Origin of the sequence: Sporosarcina sp. Marseille-Q4943, assembly GCF_943736995.1 — a bacterium.
In the GTDB taxonomy this organism is placed as follows: Bacteria; Bacillota; Bacilli; order Bacillales_A; family Planococcaceae; genus Sporosarcina.
In genome coordinates this window covers 1,658,449-1,677,771 of record NZ_CALSFT010000002.1, presented here as the reverse complement: position 1 = coordinate 1,677,771, position 19,323 = coordinate 1,658,449, and the positions used below count along the sequence as shown (strand labels likewise).

General features: G+C 36.2%; 17 protein-coding genes and 1 tRNA gene. 4 read left to right on the top strand and 14 right to left on the bottom strand.

Features of this window, described 5'->3' with window-relative positions:
• Nucleotides 1-2: 2 nt before the first annotated feature.
• The 8 genes from NIT04_RS08255 to NIT04_RS08220 form a co-directional block, all read right to left on the bottom strand.
• Nucleotides 3-788, bottom strand: a complete 786-nt coding sequence (locus NIT04_RS08255; RefSeq protein WP_252503066.1) for a DUF2268 domain-containing putative Zn-dependent protease — start codon at nucleotides 786-788, stop codon at nucleotides 3-5.
• Entirely contained in the window at nucleotides 766-1,575 is an 810-nt protein-coding gene (locus NIT04_RS08250) for a hypothetical protein (protein WP_252503065.1), read from the bottom strand. The genes NIT04_RS08255 and NIT04_RS08250 overlap by 23 nt, the downstream gene beginning before the upstream one ends.
• The gene (locus tag NIT04_RS08245; protein ID WP_252503221.1) at nucleotides 1,562-3,841 is read right to left on the bottom strand and encodes a lantibiotic dehydratase; all 2,280 of its coding nucleotides are present in this window, start codon (nucleotides 3,839-3,841) and stop codon (nucleotides 1,562-1,564) included. Before NIT04_RS08245 ends, NIT04_RS08250 begins: the two co-directional genes overlap by 14 nt.
• A 5-nt stretch (nucleotides 3,842-3,846) precedes the next feature.
• Entirely contained in the window at nucleotides 3,847-4,533 is a 687-nt protein-coding gene (locus NIT04_RS08240; protein WP_252503064.1) for a SagB/ThcOx family dehydrogenase, read from the bottom strand.
• A 19-nt stretch (nucleotides 4,534-4,552) separates the two neighbouring features.
• Nucleotides 4,553-5,785: a YcaO-like family protein gene (locus NIT04_RS08235; protein WP_252503063.1), complete on the bottom strand. Its 1,233-nt coding sequence runs from the start codon at nucleotides 5,783-5,785 to the stop codon at nucleotides 4,553-4,555.
• Nucleotides 5,772-6,545 carry a hypothetical protein gene (locus NIT04_RS08230; RefSeq protein ID WP_252503062.1) on the bottom strand — a complete coding sequence of 258 codons (774 nt, stop codon included), beginning with the start codon at nucleotides 6,543-6,545 and terminating at the stop codon, nucleotides 5,772-5,774. Before NIT04_RS08230 ends, NIT04_RS08235 begins: the two co-directional genes overlap by 14 nt.
• Before the next feature lie 74 nt (nucleotides 6,546-6,619).
• Entirely contained in the window at nucleotides 6,620-6,793 is a 174-nt protein-coding gene (locus NIT04_RS08225; RefSeq protein ID WP_252503061.1) for a hypothetical protein, read from the bottom strand.
• A gap of 45 nt (nucleotides 6,794-6,838) precedes the next feature.
• Nucleotides 6,839-7,000 carry a hypothetical protein gene (locus NIT04_RS08220; RefSeq protein ID WP_252503060.1) on the bottom strand — a complete coding sequence of 54 codons (162 nt, stop codon included), beginning with the start codon at nucleotides 6,998-7,000 and terminating at the stop codon, nucleotides 6,839-6,841.
• A gap of 858 nt (nucleotides 7,001-7,858) precedes the next feature.
• Between NIT04_RS08220 and NIT04_RS08215 the strand changes: the two genes are divergently transcribed.
• Together NIT04_RS08215 and NIT04_RS19070 are read left to right on the top strand one after the other, a co-directional pair.
• Entirely contained in the window at nucleotides 7,859-9,205 is a 1,347-nt protein-coding gene (locus NIT04_RS08215; protein WP_252503059.1) for a helix-turn-helix transcriptional regulator, read from the top strand.
• Nucleotides 9,206-9,334, top strand: a complete 129-nt coding sequence (locus NIT04_RS19070; RefSeq protein ID WP_256470587.1) for a hypothetical protein — start codon at nucleotides 9,206-9,208, stop codon at nucleotides 9,332-9,334.
• A 912-nt stretch (nucleotides 9,335-10,246) separates the two neighbouring features.
• On the opposite strand, the gene NIT04_RS08210 is transcribed toward NIT04_RS19070, so the two are convergent.
• The 3 genes from NIT04_RS08210 to NIT04_RS08200 form a co-directional block, all read right to left on the bottom strand.
• A complete protein-coding gene (locus NIT04_RS08210) occupies nucleotides 10,247-10,996 on the bottom strand; it encodes a hypothetical protein (RefSeq protein ID WP_252503058.1) in 750 nt (249 codons plus the stop codon).
• A 479-nt stretch (nucleotides 10,997-11,475) separates the two neighbouring features.
• Nucleotides 11,476-11,793, bottom strand: coding sequence for a hypothetical protein (locus NIT04_RS08205; protein WP_252503057.1), 318 nt, complete (start codon nucleotides 11,791-11,793; stop codon nucleotides 11,476-11,478).
• Nucleotides 11,794-13,511: 1,718 nt separating this feature from the next.
• A tRNA-Arg gene (locus NIT04_RS08200) sits at nucleotides 13,512-13,584 on the bottom strand.
• Nucleotides 13,585-13,733: 149 nt separating this feature from the next.
• On the opposite strand from NIT04_RS08200, the gene NIT04_RS08195 reads away from it, so the two are divergent.
• Nucleotides 13,734-14,582, top strand: a complete 849-nt coding sequence (locus NIT04_RS08195; protein WP_252503056.1) for an MBL fold metallo-hydrolase — start codon at nucleotides 13,734-13,736, stop codon at nucleotides 14,580-14,582.
• Nucleotides 14,583-14,684: 102 nt separating this feature from the next.
• Complete coding sequence (locus tag NIT04_RS08190; protein WP_252503055.1) at nucleotides 14,685-14,849, top strand: hypothetical protein; 165 nt, start codon at nucleotides 14,685-14,687, stop codon at nucleotides 14,847-14,849.
• 66 nt (nucleotides 14,850-14,915) lie between these two features.
• On the opposite strand, the gene NIT04_RS08185 is transcribed toward NIT04_RS08190, so the two are convergent.
• The 3 genes from NIT04_RS08185 to fdhF all read right to left on the bottom strand — a co-directional run bounded on the left by NIT04_RS08185 (nucleotide 14,916) and on the right by fdhF (nucleotide 19,070).
• Nucleotides 14,916-15,557, bottom strand: coding sequence for a Yip1 family protein (locus NIT04_RS08185; protein ID WP_252503054.1), 642 nt, complete (start codon nucleotides 15,555-15,557; stop codon nucleotides 14,916-14,918).
• A 90-nt stretch (nucleotides 15,558-15,647) separates the two neighbouring features.
• Nucleotides 15,648-16,127, bottom strand: coding sequence for a DUF1641 domain-containing protein (locus NIT04_RS08180; protein ID WP_252503053.1), 480 nt, complete (start codon nucleotides 16,125-16,127; stop codon nucleotides 15,648-15,650).
• A 6-nt stretch (nucleotides 16,128-16,133) separates the two neighbouring features.
• Nucleotides 16,134-19,070 (bottom strand): formate dehydrogenase subunit alpha, encoded by a 2,937-nt coding sequence (gene fdhF / locus NIT04_RS08175; RefSeq protein ID WP_252503052.1) that lies wholly within the window; start codon nucleotides 19,068-19,070, stop codon nucleotides 16,134-16,136.
• Nucleotides 19,071-19,323: the final 253 nt, after the last annotated feature.

Below are 19,323 nucleotides of genomic sequence, written 5' to 3'. Positions count from 1 at the left end.
TTTCACTCCCTATACAAGTTAAAAATCTCTAAACCATTTAGGTAAAGGAGCTCATCAAACGGTATACCATTTTCAATAAGATTGTCTATTAAATAAAATCCTACTTGATAACCTGTCCATCGTGGAATTTTCAGATGAACATCGCCTTGTAAATATGCAAAAATCTCTCTCTTATCTGTTGTATATGCTTTAGAAAATACTTTCTTTTTTAGTAAACTAATAGTTTCTTGATTAACCTTTGCCCAAGGTCTAATTGAAGAAATACCATATAACTTGTAAACAATATACTCAGCCAATCCTTCATCAATACAATAATCAATAAGATATTCATTAGAGAGATTCCTCAGGTTTCGGATTATATGAATATATTCATGGGCTATATTAAATTTTAAATGATCCCAAAAAGTTACATTTGAAATACTTTTTGAACTTATATAAAGACAAATTGTTTTACTATCCATGGTGTGTGCCATGATTCCATTTAATTTAGACACAATAAATGAATGCTCGTTGTTCAGCAATGTAATAAATATGCTAACGGGGTTTTCACCAATACTTTGGGTTAATTCATGATATGCTGCTTGTACAGTGTCATATATTTTACTAATTGCATCTGGATTTTGATTAAAATCCTGCTGGATATCCCTCATCGCAGAGATATTGTGATAATCTATCATTGCAATCTTAATTAAATCATCCATCTTTCTGCCCTGTATTTCATTTATCGAGGGATATCCATTATTAACAAAGTTTCTTAAGAAATCTTTATCCGGGATGTAGGTAATCATGCTCTTCCCACTTTCTATATACTCTTAAATAACAATAAACCTCTAAATAATGATGAATACCAAACATATTTGCTGTCATATGAAGCATAGTCATTAGTAGTTTCATTTCATTTTGAACAATTAAAGTTTGAGAGTTTATAAAGTCTCTGCATTCTTTGGTGAAATGTGGAATTTCATCTAAAAGAATGTCTGGGTGGTTTCTTAGTTCCTCTCTTATTGAATCTATTAGGTTTAAAAAAATTAACCGGTCATTGGAAATCCAGACAATTTCCTTTTCAGATACTATATTAGATATTTTCCCTTCTAAAAGTATTATCTCTTCGTGAATAATTCCATAATAGTTTTCCCAAACTGGTAATATTTCTTGCAAAAAAATTTTCAAATTATATTTTTCAATATTCGAAGAAATTAACAGTTCATTAACGAGAAATAGAAAATGCCCGATCTGTTCACTATTTAATTGTCTCTCACAAGAATGATTTAAAATGAATGTATTATATTCTTCTATTCTTTGATAAATATCTTCATTCCCATATCGTAAATAATTTATTTGATATGGCCTCACTTTCTCATACGTATCTAGATTAAGTTTATTAATTACCTCTTCGACTTTAGCCTTATGCAGTTTTGAAAAGATTAATCTAATAACCACCTGAGAATTAAATAATCGAATAAAATAAAAAGGTATACAATCCTTATTGAGTATTTTATACAATTTGTTTAGGTATTCATTTACCGGTAATAGGGCAGAGCCTACCACCACACTTACACGTTCATGTGCCTCCAAATACTTCAACTCCCAGTTCAAAGGCATGTGGTTCACCATTTACAACAGGCAAGCCACTTAATGATGGTCCGCATTTCTCAATCAGTAAATTCCCACCTGTTTGTTGCATGATTTTTTTATATAAAGAGATTAAATGTATGTTTTTCAATGAGATAAATTGCGGTTTATAAAAATCGTCTAGTTTAGTGTAATTAAACGCTTTATCACCCTGAATCCGACGAACATAAAAAGAACTTGGAAGCTCGTATTCTTGGTGAAGCTCGTAAAGTTGAAGAATAAAATTAGCTTCGTCTAATACTCCTAACGACTTTACCACTTGATTATTAATAATCCACTTCTCTCTACTAATAACCACGCCTTTTATTGTTATCGAAGGAATCCTGAAAATTGGTTCCTCTAAAAATTTATTGAAAAATCTTTCTACACCTAGTCCTACTGACTCGCTTTGTTGAAGTGTTGCTAGCAAACGAAAAGCCTTTCCACCAAAGGATGGCGAAGCCTGGTGAAGATGAATTAAGTGAATTAATTCTTTGCTACCGTTTTGCCTTACTACAATTTTCTTGTTTTCTTTACAATAACTAAAGGATATATCATTTAAATTGATTGCGTTTTTCGTATTGTATACATTGGCGTAATCAATAAAGCTTTTTGTCACAGGGTCATGGTAATTCGCCAAATATCCTCTATTATTGATAACCTCAAGGGTCCGGATATTCTTGTTAATAATATTCACAAAATGAGTAGCCGCTTTTTTGAATGTAGGATAGTAATTATAACGAGTAAATGAACGCCCATAACCTGACTGCACGTTGTTTAAATATGCCTTTCCGGTTCTATCAAGTTGCAGATAATATGTCATTGAATATGGTTTAAAAATAGTATTTATATCGCTTTTTATCCAGTCTAATTCGTCTAGGCATATAATTTCTTGATCCATCCGTTTCTCAATATAATGCCAAAATTTTATTTTGTTATTTTCATTTAAATCACTTTTGATACACTTTTCAAATTCGGTAAAGCTAATCAGTAACTGAGGAAACGAGATTTCATTCTCTCCAAAATTTTGATAAATATACTCTGCAAAAAACTGCTGATTCAGTTCATGAGGATCTAGTAAAAAAAACAACCTATGTAATAAATTTAATCCATCAATTATGCTTTGATCTAAATTTAATGAAATAGGTTTTTCTATTAAGAAATCTTCATATTTTATAGCAGAGCAATATTCTTGTTTTATTTCTAATGGTTTAGCCTCTATTTCTTGAAGCACAACTGGAATTAGGATATGATTCTCAATCAGCTGTTTAAAGTTATTTAAGATTATTTCTTCTTTATAATTACCTAGGTAAGTTGAGAAGTACTTGTAGTTAAACGAACCAACTTCCGCAAGATCATTTAACATTTTTCGTAATCCTTCGCTATTTTCTAAAACAACTAATTTTTCTCCATTACGATACATAAATACTGAAAATGCATCATCTTCTCTTCCTAAAACGTATATCTTTTCATTCTCAAACCAAATATTCTTATTTACATGATAACTTTGTTCTAAGTCATTGCCGCTAATCCTTTTTGCTATCTCTTGTAAAGGTCTTAATTTTTCATTTATATAAAAAGAATTAGGTTGATCATAATTTATTTTCGTTCTCGCTTTCTCTATTTGTATTTCCGCTATACCTATTGCACAAAATTGGCCTAATGGGCTTGTTTTAAGAGTTGCTCTCGTATAATACTTCAAAAAACTGAGATGAAGATTATTTGAAAGCCGACCTTTTCTCATGTACTTTTGTAATGTCTGATATAATGCTGGGGATGCTAATTTTACACCTTCTTGAAATGACTTACTTTCATACCAGGCATTACAATAAATTCCATTCAAGAACAACGATTCTTTTTCCAAAATCGATTTCAATTCATCTATACTACTAATATAAGATTGATAATTTCCAACCCAATTTAAAATGCGGTTTTTTATTCTCTCATCCATTGCAGATGGAATTTTGTTTGGAATTATACGTTTGTATCGATGGTTATATAAATCTCTCTTAAGATTTAGGTACATATTTCGATAGTGGGTTTCCTTTTTGATTTCTTCGAATAAGATAGATATTAACTCTTCTTTTTCCCTTATTAGATCTTTTTTCCACACGATAATCTTTTTGACATTATAAATCCATTCACGGTCATTATTTAATAGCTTTTTCATAGATGTTGCGTTTGTGCCGGCTACTCGAATTAATGCATTAGGGTTTACCTTAAAGTTCATTATCTTCACCTTTTTTCTCCAATCGAATATGCATAAACTGTAAAATCACCTGGTTGCAAATTTAGCAATGAATTAACAGTGTCATCATAAAACGCACCTATGGGGCAACTAGCCAAATTTAATCTAGCACAGTAACTACGCACATTTTGTCCAATATGTCCTGCTTCAATCAATGCATAGCGATAGCCTCGAGCCCCATATTTTTTAACTATATTCTCGAAGTTACATGTCATAAACAATATTACGGGAGAGTCCTCAGTAAATTTGTTGATTTCAGGAAAATAAATGTCTGTAGTCCATTTTTCAATGTAAGAAATAGGTGTTAAAACTTGTTCGATTTTATCAAAATGATAAATACCCCTATCAATACCTTCGATATTTAATGCAGCTACATAGATCTCTAAAGGGAAAAGACCACCTGCTGAAGGTACGGATCCGTGCAAAGATTCCTTAGAGTCCATTACTACATATGCTTTTTGTAATAAATTTTGCAGAATAGTTTTCTTAAAAGGATTTTTATTATATGCTCTATCTGAATAATAGAGTTGTTCTTCAATAGAACCTTTAAAAGCTTGGCCATCTTGATAAAACACTTTACCTCTAGGATGCGATTCAAAAAGTTCACCTTTAGCGTTTAACAACTGCTCTGGATAATTAAAAGTATTAATATGAAAAAACTCATGCAAATTCATAGGTTAACAACTCCTTTTACTAAGGGAAGGGGTGTGGAGCTAAGTTTAATTCTATTTTGTTATAGTTCACTTTGAATCTTTCTATTCTTTGACAACTTAAAAAGCTCTCTCCCACAGGTAGATAACAGAGAGTTGGGCATACTACTCGCACAACGGACACACCTATTTCTTTAATATCTTCTGAAGTAATGTTTTTATAGTAAATAGGAAAATCTTTTAGCGATTTTAACGATATATTTTTAGTATTAAGAAGATGTTTAGCATCTACTATTTTGTTACCATGATCAATATCGGATAAAATATTATCGTGATTGCCAGCAAAATAATATAGGACATGATCATCCAGAGTACGTATCTCATCAGCAGACCTAGGAATGACAGTATCATGGATGTAGAGTGATTCGTAATAAATGCTATATCCTCCAATCCCTTCTTTTAACGACTTATAAATAGCTTGTTCATAATTAATATGTGATGCGCAACCCATATAAAATCCAGATGTCCCATTTTTAGTTAGAATAGTAACAATAGAAGGTATTCCTAAATCTGTTGTAATATCAAGAAGGGTAACGTTTAACCTAAATCTTTTTGCAAGAAGGTATAATTTGGATATTTCATGATTATCATCTAGTGAAGAAATATCAATTTTGAAATTGGCTCGTAAGAATAACCAAAAAAGCATAAAGCTATCTCGTTCAATACATTCTAATAATCCATTCTGAATTGCATTATCTTTAGTTGGACCACATGCTAATCCAGTAGAGATAATATCACGTATAAGAGGATTTTGAATTTTTCTTAAATAAATCATTTCAGTGGGGACAAATATATCTTTTCCTGTTTGAAAATCCACACACGTACTCCAACCTAATTTTGTATTTAGATCAGGTGGCAACTGGTTATATTTATTCTTATACTGTTCTTCTGTTAGTCGTGTAATTAATGAGGGATCAAGTACATCCCCGTTGCTTTGCAAATTTCTATAACTACTCCATTTAATATTCGAATCAATAATATGTGCACAATATCGTTCAATTGCTTCACCTACTGAAGATATCATGGCCTCTTGTTTATTTAATGAAAAACCTGATCCGCTAATTGTGAACACATTTGAATTTTCTTTATAATTAATTATAGCTAAATACCGATTAATTAATGGCACTTCCGGTAACGGTTTTATCTCTTTTAATTTACTAACTAGGCCTGCCCTCGAATTAACTAGACTCTCCAAATCCAAGTTACCTATTTGCACACATATCACATCCCGGAACTTTAAATAGCTTATAACTCTCCATAGTAAATAAATTTAGATCCAATATATTTTCCTGTTCAAATAAATTGCAAAACTTTTCTTTATCGACGAACTTTATAATCTCTGACTTTATTAAACCTATAGCTGCCAATTCGATATTGCCCAAATCATAGATTCTCTCTACTTGATCATTTTGGTTATTATTAAATAATCTTGTCTGAAAACATCCAAAGCATGGACCCTGTTTAGGAAAAAAGATTGGTCCAAAAAATATTTTATTGTAACTAATGGCTAGACGTATCCAAGGAATCCCTAAACTAGTTGCTTGTTGATTTACATTCATAAAGAAAGATTCATTCTCTTCTCTACCAATCGCTAGAATGAATTTTTCATCTTTATTGATCGCAAATCCAGTCATAGGACAAGACTTTAAAATATGTTTTAAGTCGCTTTGTTCACAAAGTAAATCTATTGATTTTTGTGAAATACCACTTGAAAGTACTATTCCTTTTATTTTATTTTCAACTATTGAAATGTAATTTTTCTTTAATAATGGATCAATTAATTCTAAGATCTCATTTTCAGAACAATTCATTTCCAACGCAATGTCTTCCAAAGGTGTTATTCCATTTGCATATGAAGTAAGTTGCCTTACTAAGCCCTGCGCTTCACCAGAGACTACTACATCACCAGCAGTAGCATTAGAAAAAAATAATCTCTCTCCTATTTCAAAACACCTTGCGTTTAATTTCAGATTCATAAAAGCATCCCCCCAAAAAAGTAGAAAAAGGGTAGATACTACCCTTTTTTTACTCTATGAACTCTAAATATATTTTAGATATCCTCAGAATTTCCTAATTCATTACCAGTTGATGTTTTATAAGACGGAGTTAATGGTGATTCACAAATTGCTGTTGAGCAACAACCGGCTTGCAATAATTCTTGAAGTACTTCTTGTCCATTTTCCATGATATTTGATAGATTAATGCTTTCTAATTTTAAATTCATAAATTCTCTCCCTTTCTCTCCTCGTAATAGGACTAAGATATTGTATTAAACTTCTTCTGTTGCTTCTTCCATTTCTTCTTCTACCATAGTTATCGGGGATTCACACCCACCAGTTGTACAACAACCCGCCTGTAATAAATCTTGAAGTTGATCTTGCGCATTTTCCATAATACTTGAGAGATTGATAGCATCAACTTTAATATTCATATGTTCCTTACCTCCTTTCTGTTTAGACTCGAATCTGACTACTCAGACTCTTAAGTTAAGTTTACAAGCAACACAATATTTTTCAACATTTTTAGGTTGAGAAAGTTTTGGATTTTATACCTCATTAAAGATTGTAAATTAAACATATTTTCCACAAATATCGAAATTTCGATTTAGTAGTCACCTTTCATAATGAAATTTGACTAATAATTTCTCTTTCTGCGACTTTTTTTAGCGGTATATTGGAAAATCTCATTCAACTGCTATAAGGAAATAGCCTTATCTGTTTCACTAGTTAACAAATATTCGTGAACGTATAACCAAATGGTTTTACGACAGAGTTTTTAGCAAAAAGCGTGGTATATGTCTAATGCTAGCTATGAGTACTCCTGTAACTCTCTCAGAAAACTCAAAAAATACTTTCGTCAAACTGTGGCGATTAATATTGTCGTTGGTTAACTGGAGGATTTGAATAGTTGTATACTGTGAGTAAAAATACCGGAGATAATATCTTTTTCTGAGGTGTTTTGGCGTATGGCTATTGTCCTTAAATTTAACCTTGTGTTTTTTGTATTCGTAGTGGGAACCGACGGCAAAATGAATTTCTATTTGAAGAATTACTAGATTACTTCTTCTGAACAAAGATGTTTTTTTGGGTGGGCAAGTAACTGGGAGCGATTCTTATAGTGAATGGCTGGACACAGACTAAATGTCTTAGAGAACCCTAAACCTATTCCGATCGTAGACGTACTCTTCTACTAAGACAGTATTCCCATAGACTTTTATACCCACAGTTGCAAAGAATTAGAAAAATAATTTTATTTATCGTTGTTTTATATAAATTTGAATTGTATAATATTGGTTCAGGAGGTGGTTTTTATAAAAAAACAAAAAGCTATTCTTGATAATATTGGTTTCAATATTAAAATCGAGAGAAAGAATCAAAATATTAAACAAGCAGCTTTAGCAAAAGGAATATGCTCAATTTCTTATCTTAGCAAAATTGAAAACGGAAAGATTCTACCTAATGAGGATATTGTTGAACTTCTGCTAAGGAGATTAAACATTGAGATTATTGAAGTTTGCAGTAAAGAAGAAGATGACATTATTTCATCGTTATTAGAATTATATAAAGAAGGCTTACTTTATAGGAACCAAAATTTAATAAGAAAACAATTACCAAAGTTTATCGACATTAAGTTCAGGTTTCAAGAGACAGACAACTTATATCTTTACCACTTACTTATGTTTAGATTACTATTAATAACAAATGATAATTCAACAGACTATGAGAGTAAGATAATTCAATTAAAGAGCATAGAGAATAAATTGAGTGAAAAACTTAAATTTATTTACTACTTTAATTTAGCGCTCTACTATTACTCATTAAACGATAATCCCAACTTAGTTAGCTACTTTAAAAAGTCTTTAAGACAAAAAGAGTACGTAATGCTTCATGAATGGGAAAACGCTGACTTTTATAATGCTTTAAGTTTATTCTATTTAAAAGGTAGAGATTATTTCAATGTTGTCAAATACTCCTCTATGGCTTTAGAATACTATAAAGATAACCATTATTTTGAGCGTATTATCGATGGATCCATTGTTTTAGGTATTGCTCAACGCAACCTATTGGAATTCAAAAATGCAGAAGTTAATTTTTCTGCTGCTTATAAATTAACAAAACGGTTAAATTTGAGTATATACAATGGAATGATTCATCATAACTTTGGTGCATTATATTCCGCACAAGGAAATTGTGAAGAAGCGATTAAGAATTTCGAAAAAAGTTTTAGTTATAAGCAAGAAAATAGTCAACTTTCTACTTCTTTTTCAACTATCTTGTGTATTATTCGAGAGTATTCGAAACAAGGAGATTCCTCTAATGTTTTAAAATGGTGTAATATTGGAATTGATTTATTGAATGACAACTGTGAGTTAAAAACATTTTTTCATTCTTACTTTTTTCATTTTAATGTTTATCGAGCTAAATATAGTGCATACGCGGATTATGAAATTGTATTAAAAAAGTCTGTTAAATATTTTAAAAAAATAAAAGATTACCGGTATGTACAGAAATACTCTATGATGTTAGGGGATTACTATAGAAATCAAAGCAAATATAAGGCTGCTAGCCTTTATTATCAATATTCAAGTTTAAGTGCTTTAAAACAAAAAAAAATAACTTCAGTGGAGGATTTATAAATGAAAAAGGTTTTCTCGTATATATTATTAACATTAATTATGTTTATTGGACTTTCTCCTACAGTTTTTGCTGATGATGAAGATGCTCCTAAACCGACAAGTAATCCGGTAGAAATTGAAAAATTATGACTATATGAATAGAGGAGGTGTAAGATGCCTTCTCTTTTTCTAATTTATTCATTAGGTTGTCCATGATGCTATAATCCAAAGTATTCTATTCACCGGAAGTTTTTCATATCGGACCGGAACAAACCATTTCGAAAATCTTAATTCCGAAATAAAGAAAATCATATTCCCCTTTTCTTACTGTATATAAAAGGGAAAAGAAGGCTGGTTAACCAATCCTCTCTTCATGAATATTTATCAGAATGATTTGTCCTCGCGATTTTTCACCACTTGTATCATCTTTTTTACCATTGAACGCTAAGTTTTTAACACGCAACGACACCTCTATGTACCAGTACACTAAGAAGGCTTGCTAGCTGGGGGGAGAGCGGTGTTTAACAGCATGACCACAAAGCGGCAATTGCTAACAACTAGAAACTGTACATAATTCCGTAATATACACTATTTAAACATCCCTCAGACACTTCTGTCGTATTTCAAGAATCAACCTTTACAACAGGTAAATAAAAGTAACCAAAAATCTCCTTCCTTTGCTGGAATAACTTCGATAAGAAGCCATGTGTTACTGCTGCCCTGTTCCGTTTCGTAAACTGGTTCTTAGGATTAGGTTTACCACTCCTTCTCTATTGTCCAATAGATGATATCTTCTTTTTCTCAGTTGCAACACCCACGCTTTTCTTCCTTGCAACACTGCTCATTTTCGTTGCGCGTTTTACATCGTTGCGTTGCCATTTCTCTCTGTTTTTCCTGCTGCGCATGGTTGAATCTTTTACGCTGTGTTTCTCGGCCGATTCCTTAATGTTATTTCACTGGATTCCCATTCTTTCTGAATCTCATCCCAATTCGGCACTTCACATCACCATCCGCCCCCTTTGATTTTCAGGCATAGAAAAAGCACCATCAGCACGATGATGCTTAAAGTTTGTTGGTTAAATCCTCTGCTTTATTATACAAATTTATTCCCAATTTACTTTCCAGTAATCCGGCAATAAACCCAATCAACAATTGCGCTTCGGTGTTTTTAAGTAATTCTTCTGATTTTGCACTCCCTATTTCCAACTTCAACAAACCGCTGTTCAGAAATAGCAGCAAGGCCCAACTACAAATCCCGATGTAAGGTAGTCTAACATAAGAATACATTTTATCCTTTTCGAGCGAATTTAAGTCTTCGAATTTCAATTCGAATTTTCGCGCTCCAAAAGATATCCAAGTTCCGAACATAGCCCCTGTCCAAACAACACTATATATTAAAAGTGAAGATGCTCTTGTTCCTAAGATCAAAAACAATATCCACCACAAAATCCAAACCAGCGCGGAATAGATAAGTGCTTGAATACCCAAATTTATCATATATCGATTTTTAATTATATGACCTTCAATCGCTAATATCTCTTCCTTCAATATCCTAAGTGAGTCACTAGCAAGCTTCGGATCTGGATCATCTCCCACAAAACCAACTTGAGCTAAGGAGACAAGCCTTTGAAAATAATCATCCTTTACAGTTTCTGAAGAATGCATGCTTTTTATGACGTTTGAGGCTCTTTCTATTTCAACATAAAGATCTTCGCTACCTCCAATTGCTTCTTCCTCACTCCGATTAGGATCTCTTTGGAATACGATATCGAATCTCGTTTCAGGATTTTTATGCACCCTTAGGAAAGACATAACACTTCCTCCTAGTTATTCTTTCCCGCAGCAGGGACAGTGCCCGCTCGAAACTTGTATGCTATTTTTCAATCTATCCTCAGTCAAGACGCCTTTTCGTAATAGACGTAGTAATAAATCCTTTTCTTGTCGAGTTAATGGAACCAGTGGGTCTGAACTAGTGAGCTTGTCTATCAATTTTTTTATATCCATTTTCTCACCTCATAGTGATATCGTACAACAAAGAAGATCAAAAGTCTTTAAATACTAACAATATCCCTTATGTATCGGGGCTATTAGAGTTAGTCCATCACTCGGACGCACTCCCTCTTTTAATTCTCCCCCTCATAAATATAGACTTCGTATAACAAGCGTATGACATAACACTTAATTCAGCTTCTTGAAATCTTTGTTTAACCTTTGATTTTGCACGGTTATATGCGTTTGGACGGTGCTTTTGCTGACACCTAATTCTATAGCTATAATCACCCATACTCTTTTTATGGCCGACATGCAGTAAATAGCATACTCTCTCTTTTTCCGAAAAAGATGCCAAAATAACCTTCTCTTTTCCGATCATCGTTTTTTATCTGCTTAACAATATCGGGTATCAAATCAATATTTTCATAAGATCTCTTCTGGTAAACAGACTTTTCAGCCACCCCGCGATAAATTCCAGGCTGCCTACCCGTTTTCAGCCACTCGAAAGAAAAAGACATATATGCAATCATACTATTGAACTGCTTTAAGTCATGTACATCAATAGGCTTATCCCCTTCCAATCGGTCCGCCCGCTGTTTCAACTTCTTCCAACCCACCCGTATACTCCTGTATCAATTGATCCGCCTAATTCAACCTGAAAGCCCCTCCTATCTTTGTCTAAAAGCCCCACCCTTTTTGCGTCCGCACGTCGGTCGATTGGCACCCATAATTTCAACCCAATACCTCGGTGTGAGCAGTTCTTCTTGCTTGTCCCTTGTCCTAGTATTCTTCCGGTCTATCTCGCCTACATGCGAACGAGAAAGCCCATTTTTTCTCACTGAATTAAAAAAGAGGACAACAAATGACACAGCGTAATGCTGTAATCAATCAGTCCTCCGGTTGGCCAGGGGGACTATATATGCCTTAACAAACTTTTGATTTCTTCTATTTCTGATGAAGTTATATCTATTTTCCCTTTTTCACTCACTTCATTGAAAATTGGAAGTATATGAAGATTCATTTTAATGATCATATTAAAAAGTCGTCGAGTTGCTTTATCTGCAATATGGAAGTATCCACCTCTACCATTTTTTGAAACTCTTCTAAAATATTATTTTCGCTTAGTCTTGCTACCGATAAATAGGATTAGTTTCCCTCTTATACTAATCTATCCATTCTTGAGGTGGGAAATAGGATGGGTGAAATTGTCCGACCTCATCCTGGATCATTTCAATGTCATCCCATGGATCGGGTATCTTATCAAATCGAGCTTTATGTTTTAATAAAACTTGAAATTCGATATTCATTATTTCTAAGTAGTGATTTATTATCTTAAAACTTTTAACAGAATCATTGTTTTCTTTCTGTATAATTCGCCTAATTTCTTTTCGTCTAAGATAGATTGCTAATCCGCCATTTATGGTTGCACCTGCCAAAGAGCCGATGAAAGTAGAGAAAGGAGTCCAAAAGCTTGACTCTGCTTATAATACTAATTGAAAGCCGATTGTCGAATTTATAATTCCAGAAATCAAAACGTAGAAAACTAATATTAGTACAATTGTGACTATATATAGTATTTTTTCTCTATATCGTTACCTATCAAAACTCCTTCCCCTCTCCCCTCGACAATCGCTTAATTTCCCTATATCAAATATCGCTGTATAGCGGTGTAATAAAATGTTTCCCACTGATTAGCGTAGCCCTTATCACTTTTCACAAAATCCCACTCCTACACACACGCCTGATACGGTATCGACTTCCTTCCGTCCTTCTTTGCATCCTCCCACTTCTTTTCTAGCGTTTGCTAGGAGGTATATTTCATTCAACTTAGTGTGACATGACTTCAGTAATTCGTATTGTTGCACTGAAATGTTATTGAGTGAGAAGCTCGTACGGTTTGATGTTTCCTTGGTATCAAAAACAATTGCCCTACACCATGGACACCTAAGTAGTCTACCCATTCGGTTTTTTGGGTGTAGCCAGTGATCTTACTGCGAACATTGCTTTGTAATTGCACTGGCGTAGGCATCTTTCGGATGTCTGCTACGCCCTATTGCGGTATTGCTTATTTGTCATATCAACCTACTGCTCGAGAATGGTGCCCCGGTAGCCCTGGCTATCGTAGGCTTATCCGTCAAATATAAAATCCGTATCGACCGCTAAACCCTTTCTCGGTTTTTCCACACAAAAAAACCTCCCAATATAATTATTAGAAGGCTTTCGGTCGTTTCAACGCAAGATAAATGTAAGGATTAAACATTAGAATTGTATCCAGCTCTATTATCTTATACGCTAAAAGCATTGATTTAAAGGGCTTTCTAACCCTCTATTGTAACGTCCCAGGCAGGAATCGAACCTGCGACCCACAGCTTAGGAGGCTGTTGCTCTATCCCCTGAGCTACTGAGACAAAGGAAAGTACCTTTCTATTATAAAGACTAGATCTGCTTAGGGCAACAAATTTATTCTCCCATCTCTATATAAATCGTATGACAAAGTGTTTTATACACATATTAGGGTATAAGAGAAATGGATAAATACCAAAGGAGGATTTGACATATGGAAAGAAGTTCTTCTACAGAAAGATTTCAACCTTTAACTTCTGTATCGAGTGGACAAGGAGTAGAAGTTGCTCCTGACCTCTACTGTTATACGGTTCAGATTGTTAATGTTGTCTTTTACGGCTATCCGGGAGAAGGAAATGACTGGGTGTTGATTGATGCGGGAATGCCGAAGTCAGCTGAAAGGATTAAGGAAGAAGCAGAAAAAAGATTCGGTAATGATAACCCTCCAAAGGCCATTATCCTAACACATGCTCACTTCGACCATATCGGAGGATTGATTGACCTATTGGAGATTTGGGATGTGCCGGTGTATGCCCATGAATTGGAGCTTCCTTATATTACTGGCAAAAAGAATTACCCTGAGCCGGATACGAGCGTTGAAGGAGGAATGGTTGCCAAGTTGTCATTTATGTTTCCCAATGAAGGCATTGACATCGGGTCAAAAGCTCATGCTCTTGCAGACGATCATACAATACCGTTCATGCCAGGCTGGAAATGGATCCATACTCCTGGACATACTGAAGGACATATTTCGATGTTCCGAAATGATGACCACGCCATGATTGTCGGAGATGCTTTCGTAACAGTCATACAGGATGAGCTGTATAAAGTGTTTACTCAGGAAAAGGAATTAGGAGGTCCTCCTCGCTATTTGACACCCGATTGGGAGACAGCGGAACAGTCGGTCGAAATTTTAGCTGCATTGCGGCCGAGAATAGCCATTACGGGTCACGGAGTCCCAGTCGAAGGTCAATGGTTGGAGGAGAATTTGAATAGATTGGCGTCAGAATTCAAATCGCTTGCGGTTCCTGATCACGGAAAGTTCGTGGACGACTCGAAATAAAATCAATGGTTCATTGTCCCGGCTCGATCTTTCTTAGTTTCATGTCATATTTTAAGACATAACAGACAAGCTAAGAAAAAAGATCTATGAGGAGGTCGGGCAATGGACAAAGTTGAACGAAGAATTACGAAACGGAATGAAATTGAGTCATTGAACAAAAAGTACTCAAAACAATTCCATGAATTCGCTTCGTTAGGCGATTATAAGGAAGCCATGATTAATGCATACAGGAAGACCCAACAGGAACAAAAAGAAAACGATGAATGAACAACGAACCAAAAACAAAGACGACGTCTCGATGTAATTGACAAAGAGACGTCTCTTTTTTCATTTTCAAAATAAAGCTGGAGCAGTCAATCCGACAATAAAGATAACGATTACAGTTAGAATAATAATTGGAAGGAAGACGACCAAAGTAGCCTTCCATGCTGAAAATCGATGAACTTCGGAGATTGTTGCTATAACGACGACTAGTGACCAAATGCCGACAATAAAATTAATGATTAACGAAATGACGAGCCAAGCGGTCTGGCCCATTGTGAAGTCATAATCACTAATAAAATTGCCTCGGCCTAAAATGAGCAAGTTCGGAATCCAAACGATACCGCCGACTACGATAATGATTTCCGAAACGGCGTATGCCGTTCTAGTTTGCTCATATGTTCCCATCCCACCCAGCATCAATGAAAACATATGATAAATGCCTGAGGCGATATAAAGACCCACTACTCCAACAATAGGCCCTACAATTAGTGCAACTAATAATATAGCGGCGATATTCCATGACTCTACTAAATCATTGTCTACTGCCTGATCAAGTAAGTGAATAACCCCGGAAATGGCAACAATGAAAAGAACAAAGCTGCTAGTTTTGCATTCCATGACATATTGGACTGTTTTTCTCGGGTGAAGCCATACGGAAGTCCACGGGTTAACATGCTGACTTTGATTTTCCTCATTCTCAATTTCATGCAACGAGATCAACTCCCTATTATTCTTATTCTTCCTTATTCATACATACGTATAACAAGTGAATTCGTTTCAAGAATAATAGGGAATCGGAAATTACTTATCTAGCCCTTTGCCAACACCTTTAAGGAAATCCAATCCGTATTTCACTGCACGATTTATATGTGGGTCGTTAAGTGCTGTCATCACCTGCAAGATTGAAACTTTATCTCCATTTCCTTTATACAGTTCAGCCTCCTCTATTCCCTTAGCGATACCATCTTTTAAATTTGCTGTGACTTCTGGATCTATAGATGTCAAAAGACCAGTCGCATTCATTAGATTATTGATGAGATTGGTTATCGGTTCCCGTGAAGCTTGAGCGACAGCGATGCCTGCAATCTCATCTTTCGCCTTAACCAATGCAGCCATTGCATCCAGGACGCCTGCATTATCCAATTCTGCTGTGATTTCAATGATCTTCTGCAATGATTGTTGCTGTTCTGTTAGAAGGGATTGCAGTTCATTCATTTTCTGTTGCTGCAATTCCTCCGACGTAAGCTCTTTTCTTTTAATAGAAGTAATTGGCGCTGCCATCGAAAATCACCCTTTCTCCACTTGATCTGTCAGATGCTCATAGCCAGGCCTTGCCCACTTCCGCTCGACTTCGACTCCATCTTGAGGATGCCGTTCTTTATTCCGGTGATTGCTTGCCGGCAATGGATTGTCGCCTTCTTTCCGCAAAACTTCCATCCGAACTTTAGCTTGTTTGAACGCAGGCGTATTTGTTCTCTGATCCACAGCTGTACCTGTCAAAAAGTTGATGGCCGATTCTTTTTCGACTGAGTTCATCGGAAGGAATAATTCATTCCCTTTTACCCGATCCGTCACTAATGCCGGCAATCGAAGTGCTCCGTGCGGTGACACGAGCCTTACTAACGAGCCGCTTAGTACGCCCCTCTCCTTCGCAAGTTCCGGTGATACTTCAACAAAGATTTCAGGTACTTTTGATTGGATTCCTTCAGATTTATTCGTCAAGTTCCCTTCATGGAAGTGTTCAAGCATCCTTCCGTTATTAATGTGCAGATCAAATTCGTCATCATAACGGACAGGCTCCACCCAATCAGATAAGGCGAACCTTGCCTTTCCGTCTGGGAAGTTAAACCCGTCGACATATAGTAAAGGCGTACTTTCTCCGGTCAAGCTTCCCCATAGGAAGCTATCCCAGTTTTCCATTTTGCTGTAATCCGCTTGGCTGAATAACGGCGAGAGGCTGGCCATTTCAGCGAAAATTTCACTAGGGTGTGAATAGTTCCAATCGGCTCCCAGTCTTGTAGCGATTTCTTGGACAATCCACCAATCCGCTTTCGCATCCCCTAATTCCGGCAAGGCTTTGTATAATCGCTGAACTCTTCTTTCAGTGTTCGTAAATGTCCCATCCTTCTCCAATGAAGGCACCGCAGGCAGGATAACATCTGCATATCTTGCAGTCCTAGAGAAGAAGATATCTTGGACTACTAAAAAATCGAGTTTGGATAAGACGTCATGCACATGATTCGCATTGGAATCGACGAGCGCCATGTCTTCCCCGACGATATACATCGCTTTCATAATTCCTTCATCGACCGCATGCAGCATTTGGATATTATCCAATCCTGGCTTGTTGCCAATCTCCACTCCATATGCACGTTCGAATTTTGCACGTGCAGCCTCATCGGTCACATGCTGATAACCTGGGAGCCATCCTGGAAGCGTTCCCATATCACAAGCACCCTGTACATTGTTATGGCCACGAAGCGGATATGCCCCTGCACCTGGTCTGCGATAGTTGCCAGTTGCAAGAAGTAAATTGGAAATCGCAGCGGAAGTGTCCGATCCGCCAGTATTTTGAGTTACTCCCATTCCCCATAAAATACATGTTCCATCAGCGTCGCGAATCATTTCAGCTGTCCTGATCAACATTTCTTTCGGTACTCCTGTCACGTGCTCAGCAAAATCAAGCGTATATGTTTTCAAAACATCTTTGAACTCTTCAAAATGGTGGACATTTTCACGTATAAATGCCGCGTCATGCCATCCTTTGTCAATCATATATTTTGTCACTGCCATCAGCCATACTTGATCAGTTCCCTGCTTCGGGCTAATGAAAATGTCCGAACGCTCCGCCATTTCATGTTTGCGTAAATCAGCAACGATCAATTTCTGACCATGTAGTTTATGTGCCCGTTTTACACGCGTGGCAAGAACCGGATGTCCTTCAGCTGGGTTCGCTCCAATGATGATTACGAGACCTGCCTTTGCAATATCCTTAATTGTTCCTGCGTCACCACCCATTCCAACTGTCCTGAATAAGCCGTCTGTCGCTGGCGATTGGCAGTAGCGTGAACAATTGTCGACATTATTCGTCTTAAACACTTGCCTCGCAAGCTTTTGAATAACATAGTTCTCCTCATTGGTAATTTTTGAGGATGAAATGACACCGACACTATCTTCTCCATACTCTTTATGAATCGTTCCTAAACGCTCTGCTACTAAATCCAAAGCTTCCTTCCAACTCGCTTCTACGAAAGAATCCCCTTTCCGGATGAGCGGTGTTGTCAGCCTCTCTTCACTATTGATGAAATCCCATCCGAATTTCCCTTTGACACAAGTCGAAATCGCATTGACGGGTGCTTCAGAAACCGGTTGGATCTTCAGGATTTTACGATCTTTCGTCCACACTTCAAAGGAACACCCGACCCCACAAAATGTACAGACTGTCTTCGTTTTCTTCGTCCTCGTATCACGCATCGCAGCTTCTGCATCCGAAATTGCCATAATGCCGCTGTATCCGGGTTCGACGTCTTTCACCAAATCAATCATCGGTGTCAAAATCTCTTCTTTCATACCGGTCATGAATCCGGCTTCTCCCAACATGGACTTTTCCATTAATGCATTACACGGGCAGACAGTGATGCAATGGCCACAGCCTACACAGGAAGAATCATTGATTTTCGCTCCCCCATCCCATAGGACAATCGGACGGTCTCTTTCCCAATCGATGCTTAGCGTTTCATTCACTTGCAGATTTTGACACACTTCGACGCACTGGCCGCAAGCGATGCATTGGTTAGGGTCATAACGATAAAATGGATGAGTGAAATCGACGCTGTCTTGCGTACATTTAGGTTCATATGGATACTTCTGTTCCTCGATACCCATCATGTCGACGGTGTTGTGGATTTTGCAGTTGCCGTTGTTGTTATCACAAACCGTGCAATATAGTAAGTGATTTTCAAGGATTCGATCCATCGCTTCCGTTTGCGCTTCTTTCGCGCGATGAGAAGACAATTGCACATCCATTCCTCGTTCAGCTTTAGTGGAACACGCACGAACAAGGCGTCCATTCAATTCCACAATACACGTATCACATGTTTCTATCGGATCCACTTCAGGCAAATAACAAATTTGCGGATGTTCAATCTGCTGTTCATTGACCACTTGTAATATTGTCATACCGTCCTTGAATGGAAATGCCTTTCCATTAATCTTGATTGACATGTAAATGCCTCCTTTGAGATTAAAAAACCACCATAGACAAATACACCTGCTAGTAGGTGTGCTTGTCTATGGTGGAATAGTCTAGTAGCAGAGCTTGCTAAATAACCAATCCGAATGTAAAGTAATGGAAGGATAATACCGGTGCAGATTCATACCCCGATATCATACTTATTAGTATTATAGAGTAGAAGAACAGACTATTCAATAGATTTCATGAATTATTGAAAGGCAATTCATATTGTTTTGAAAAGGA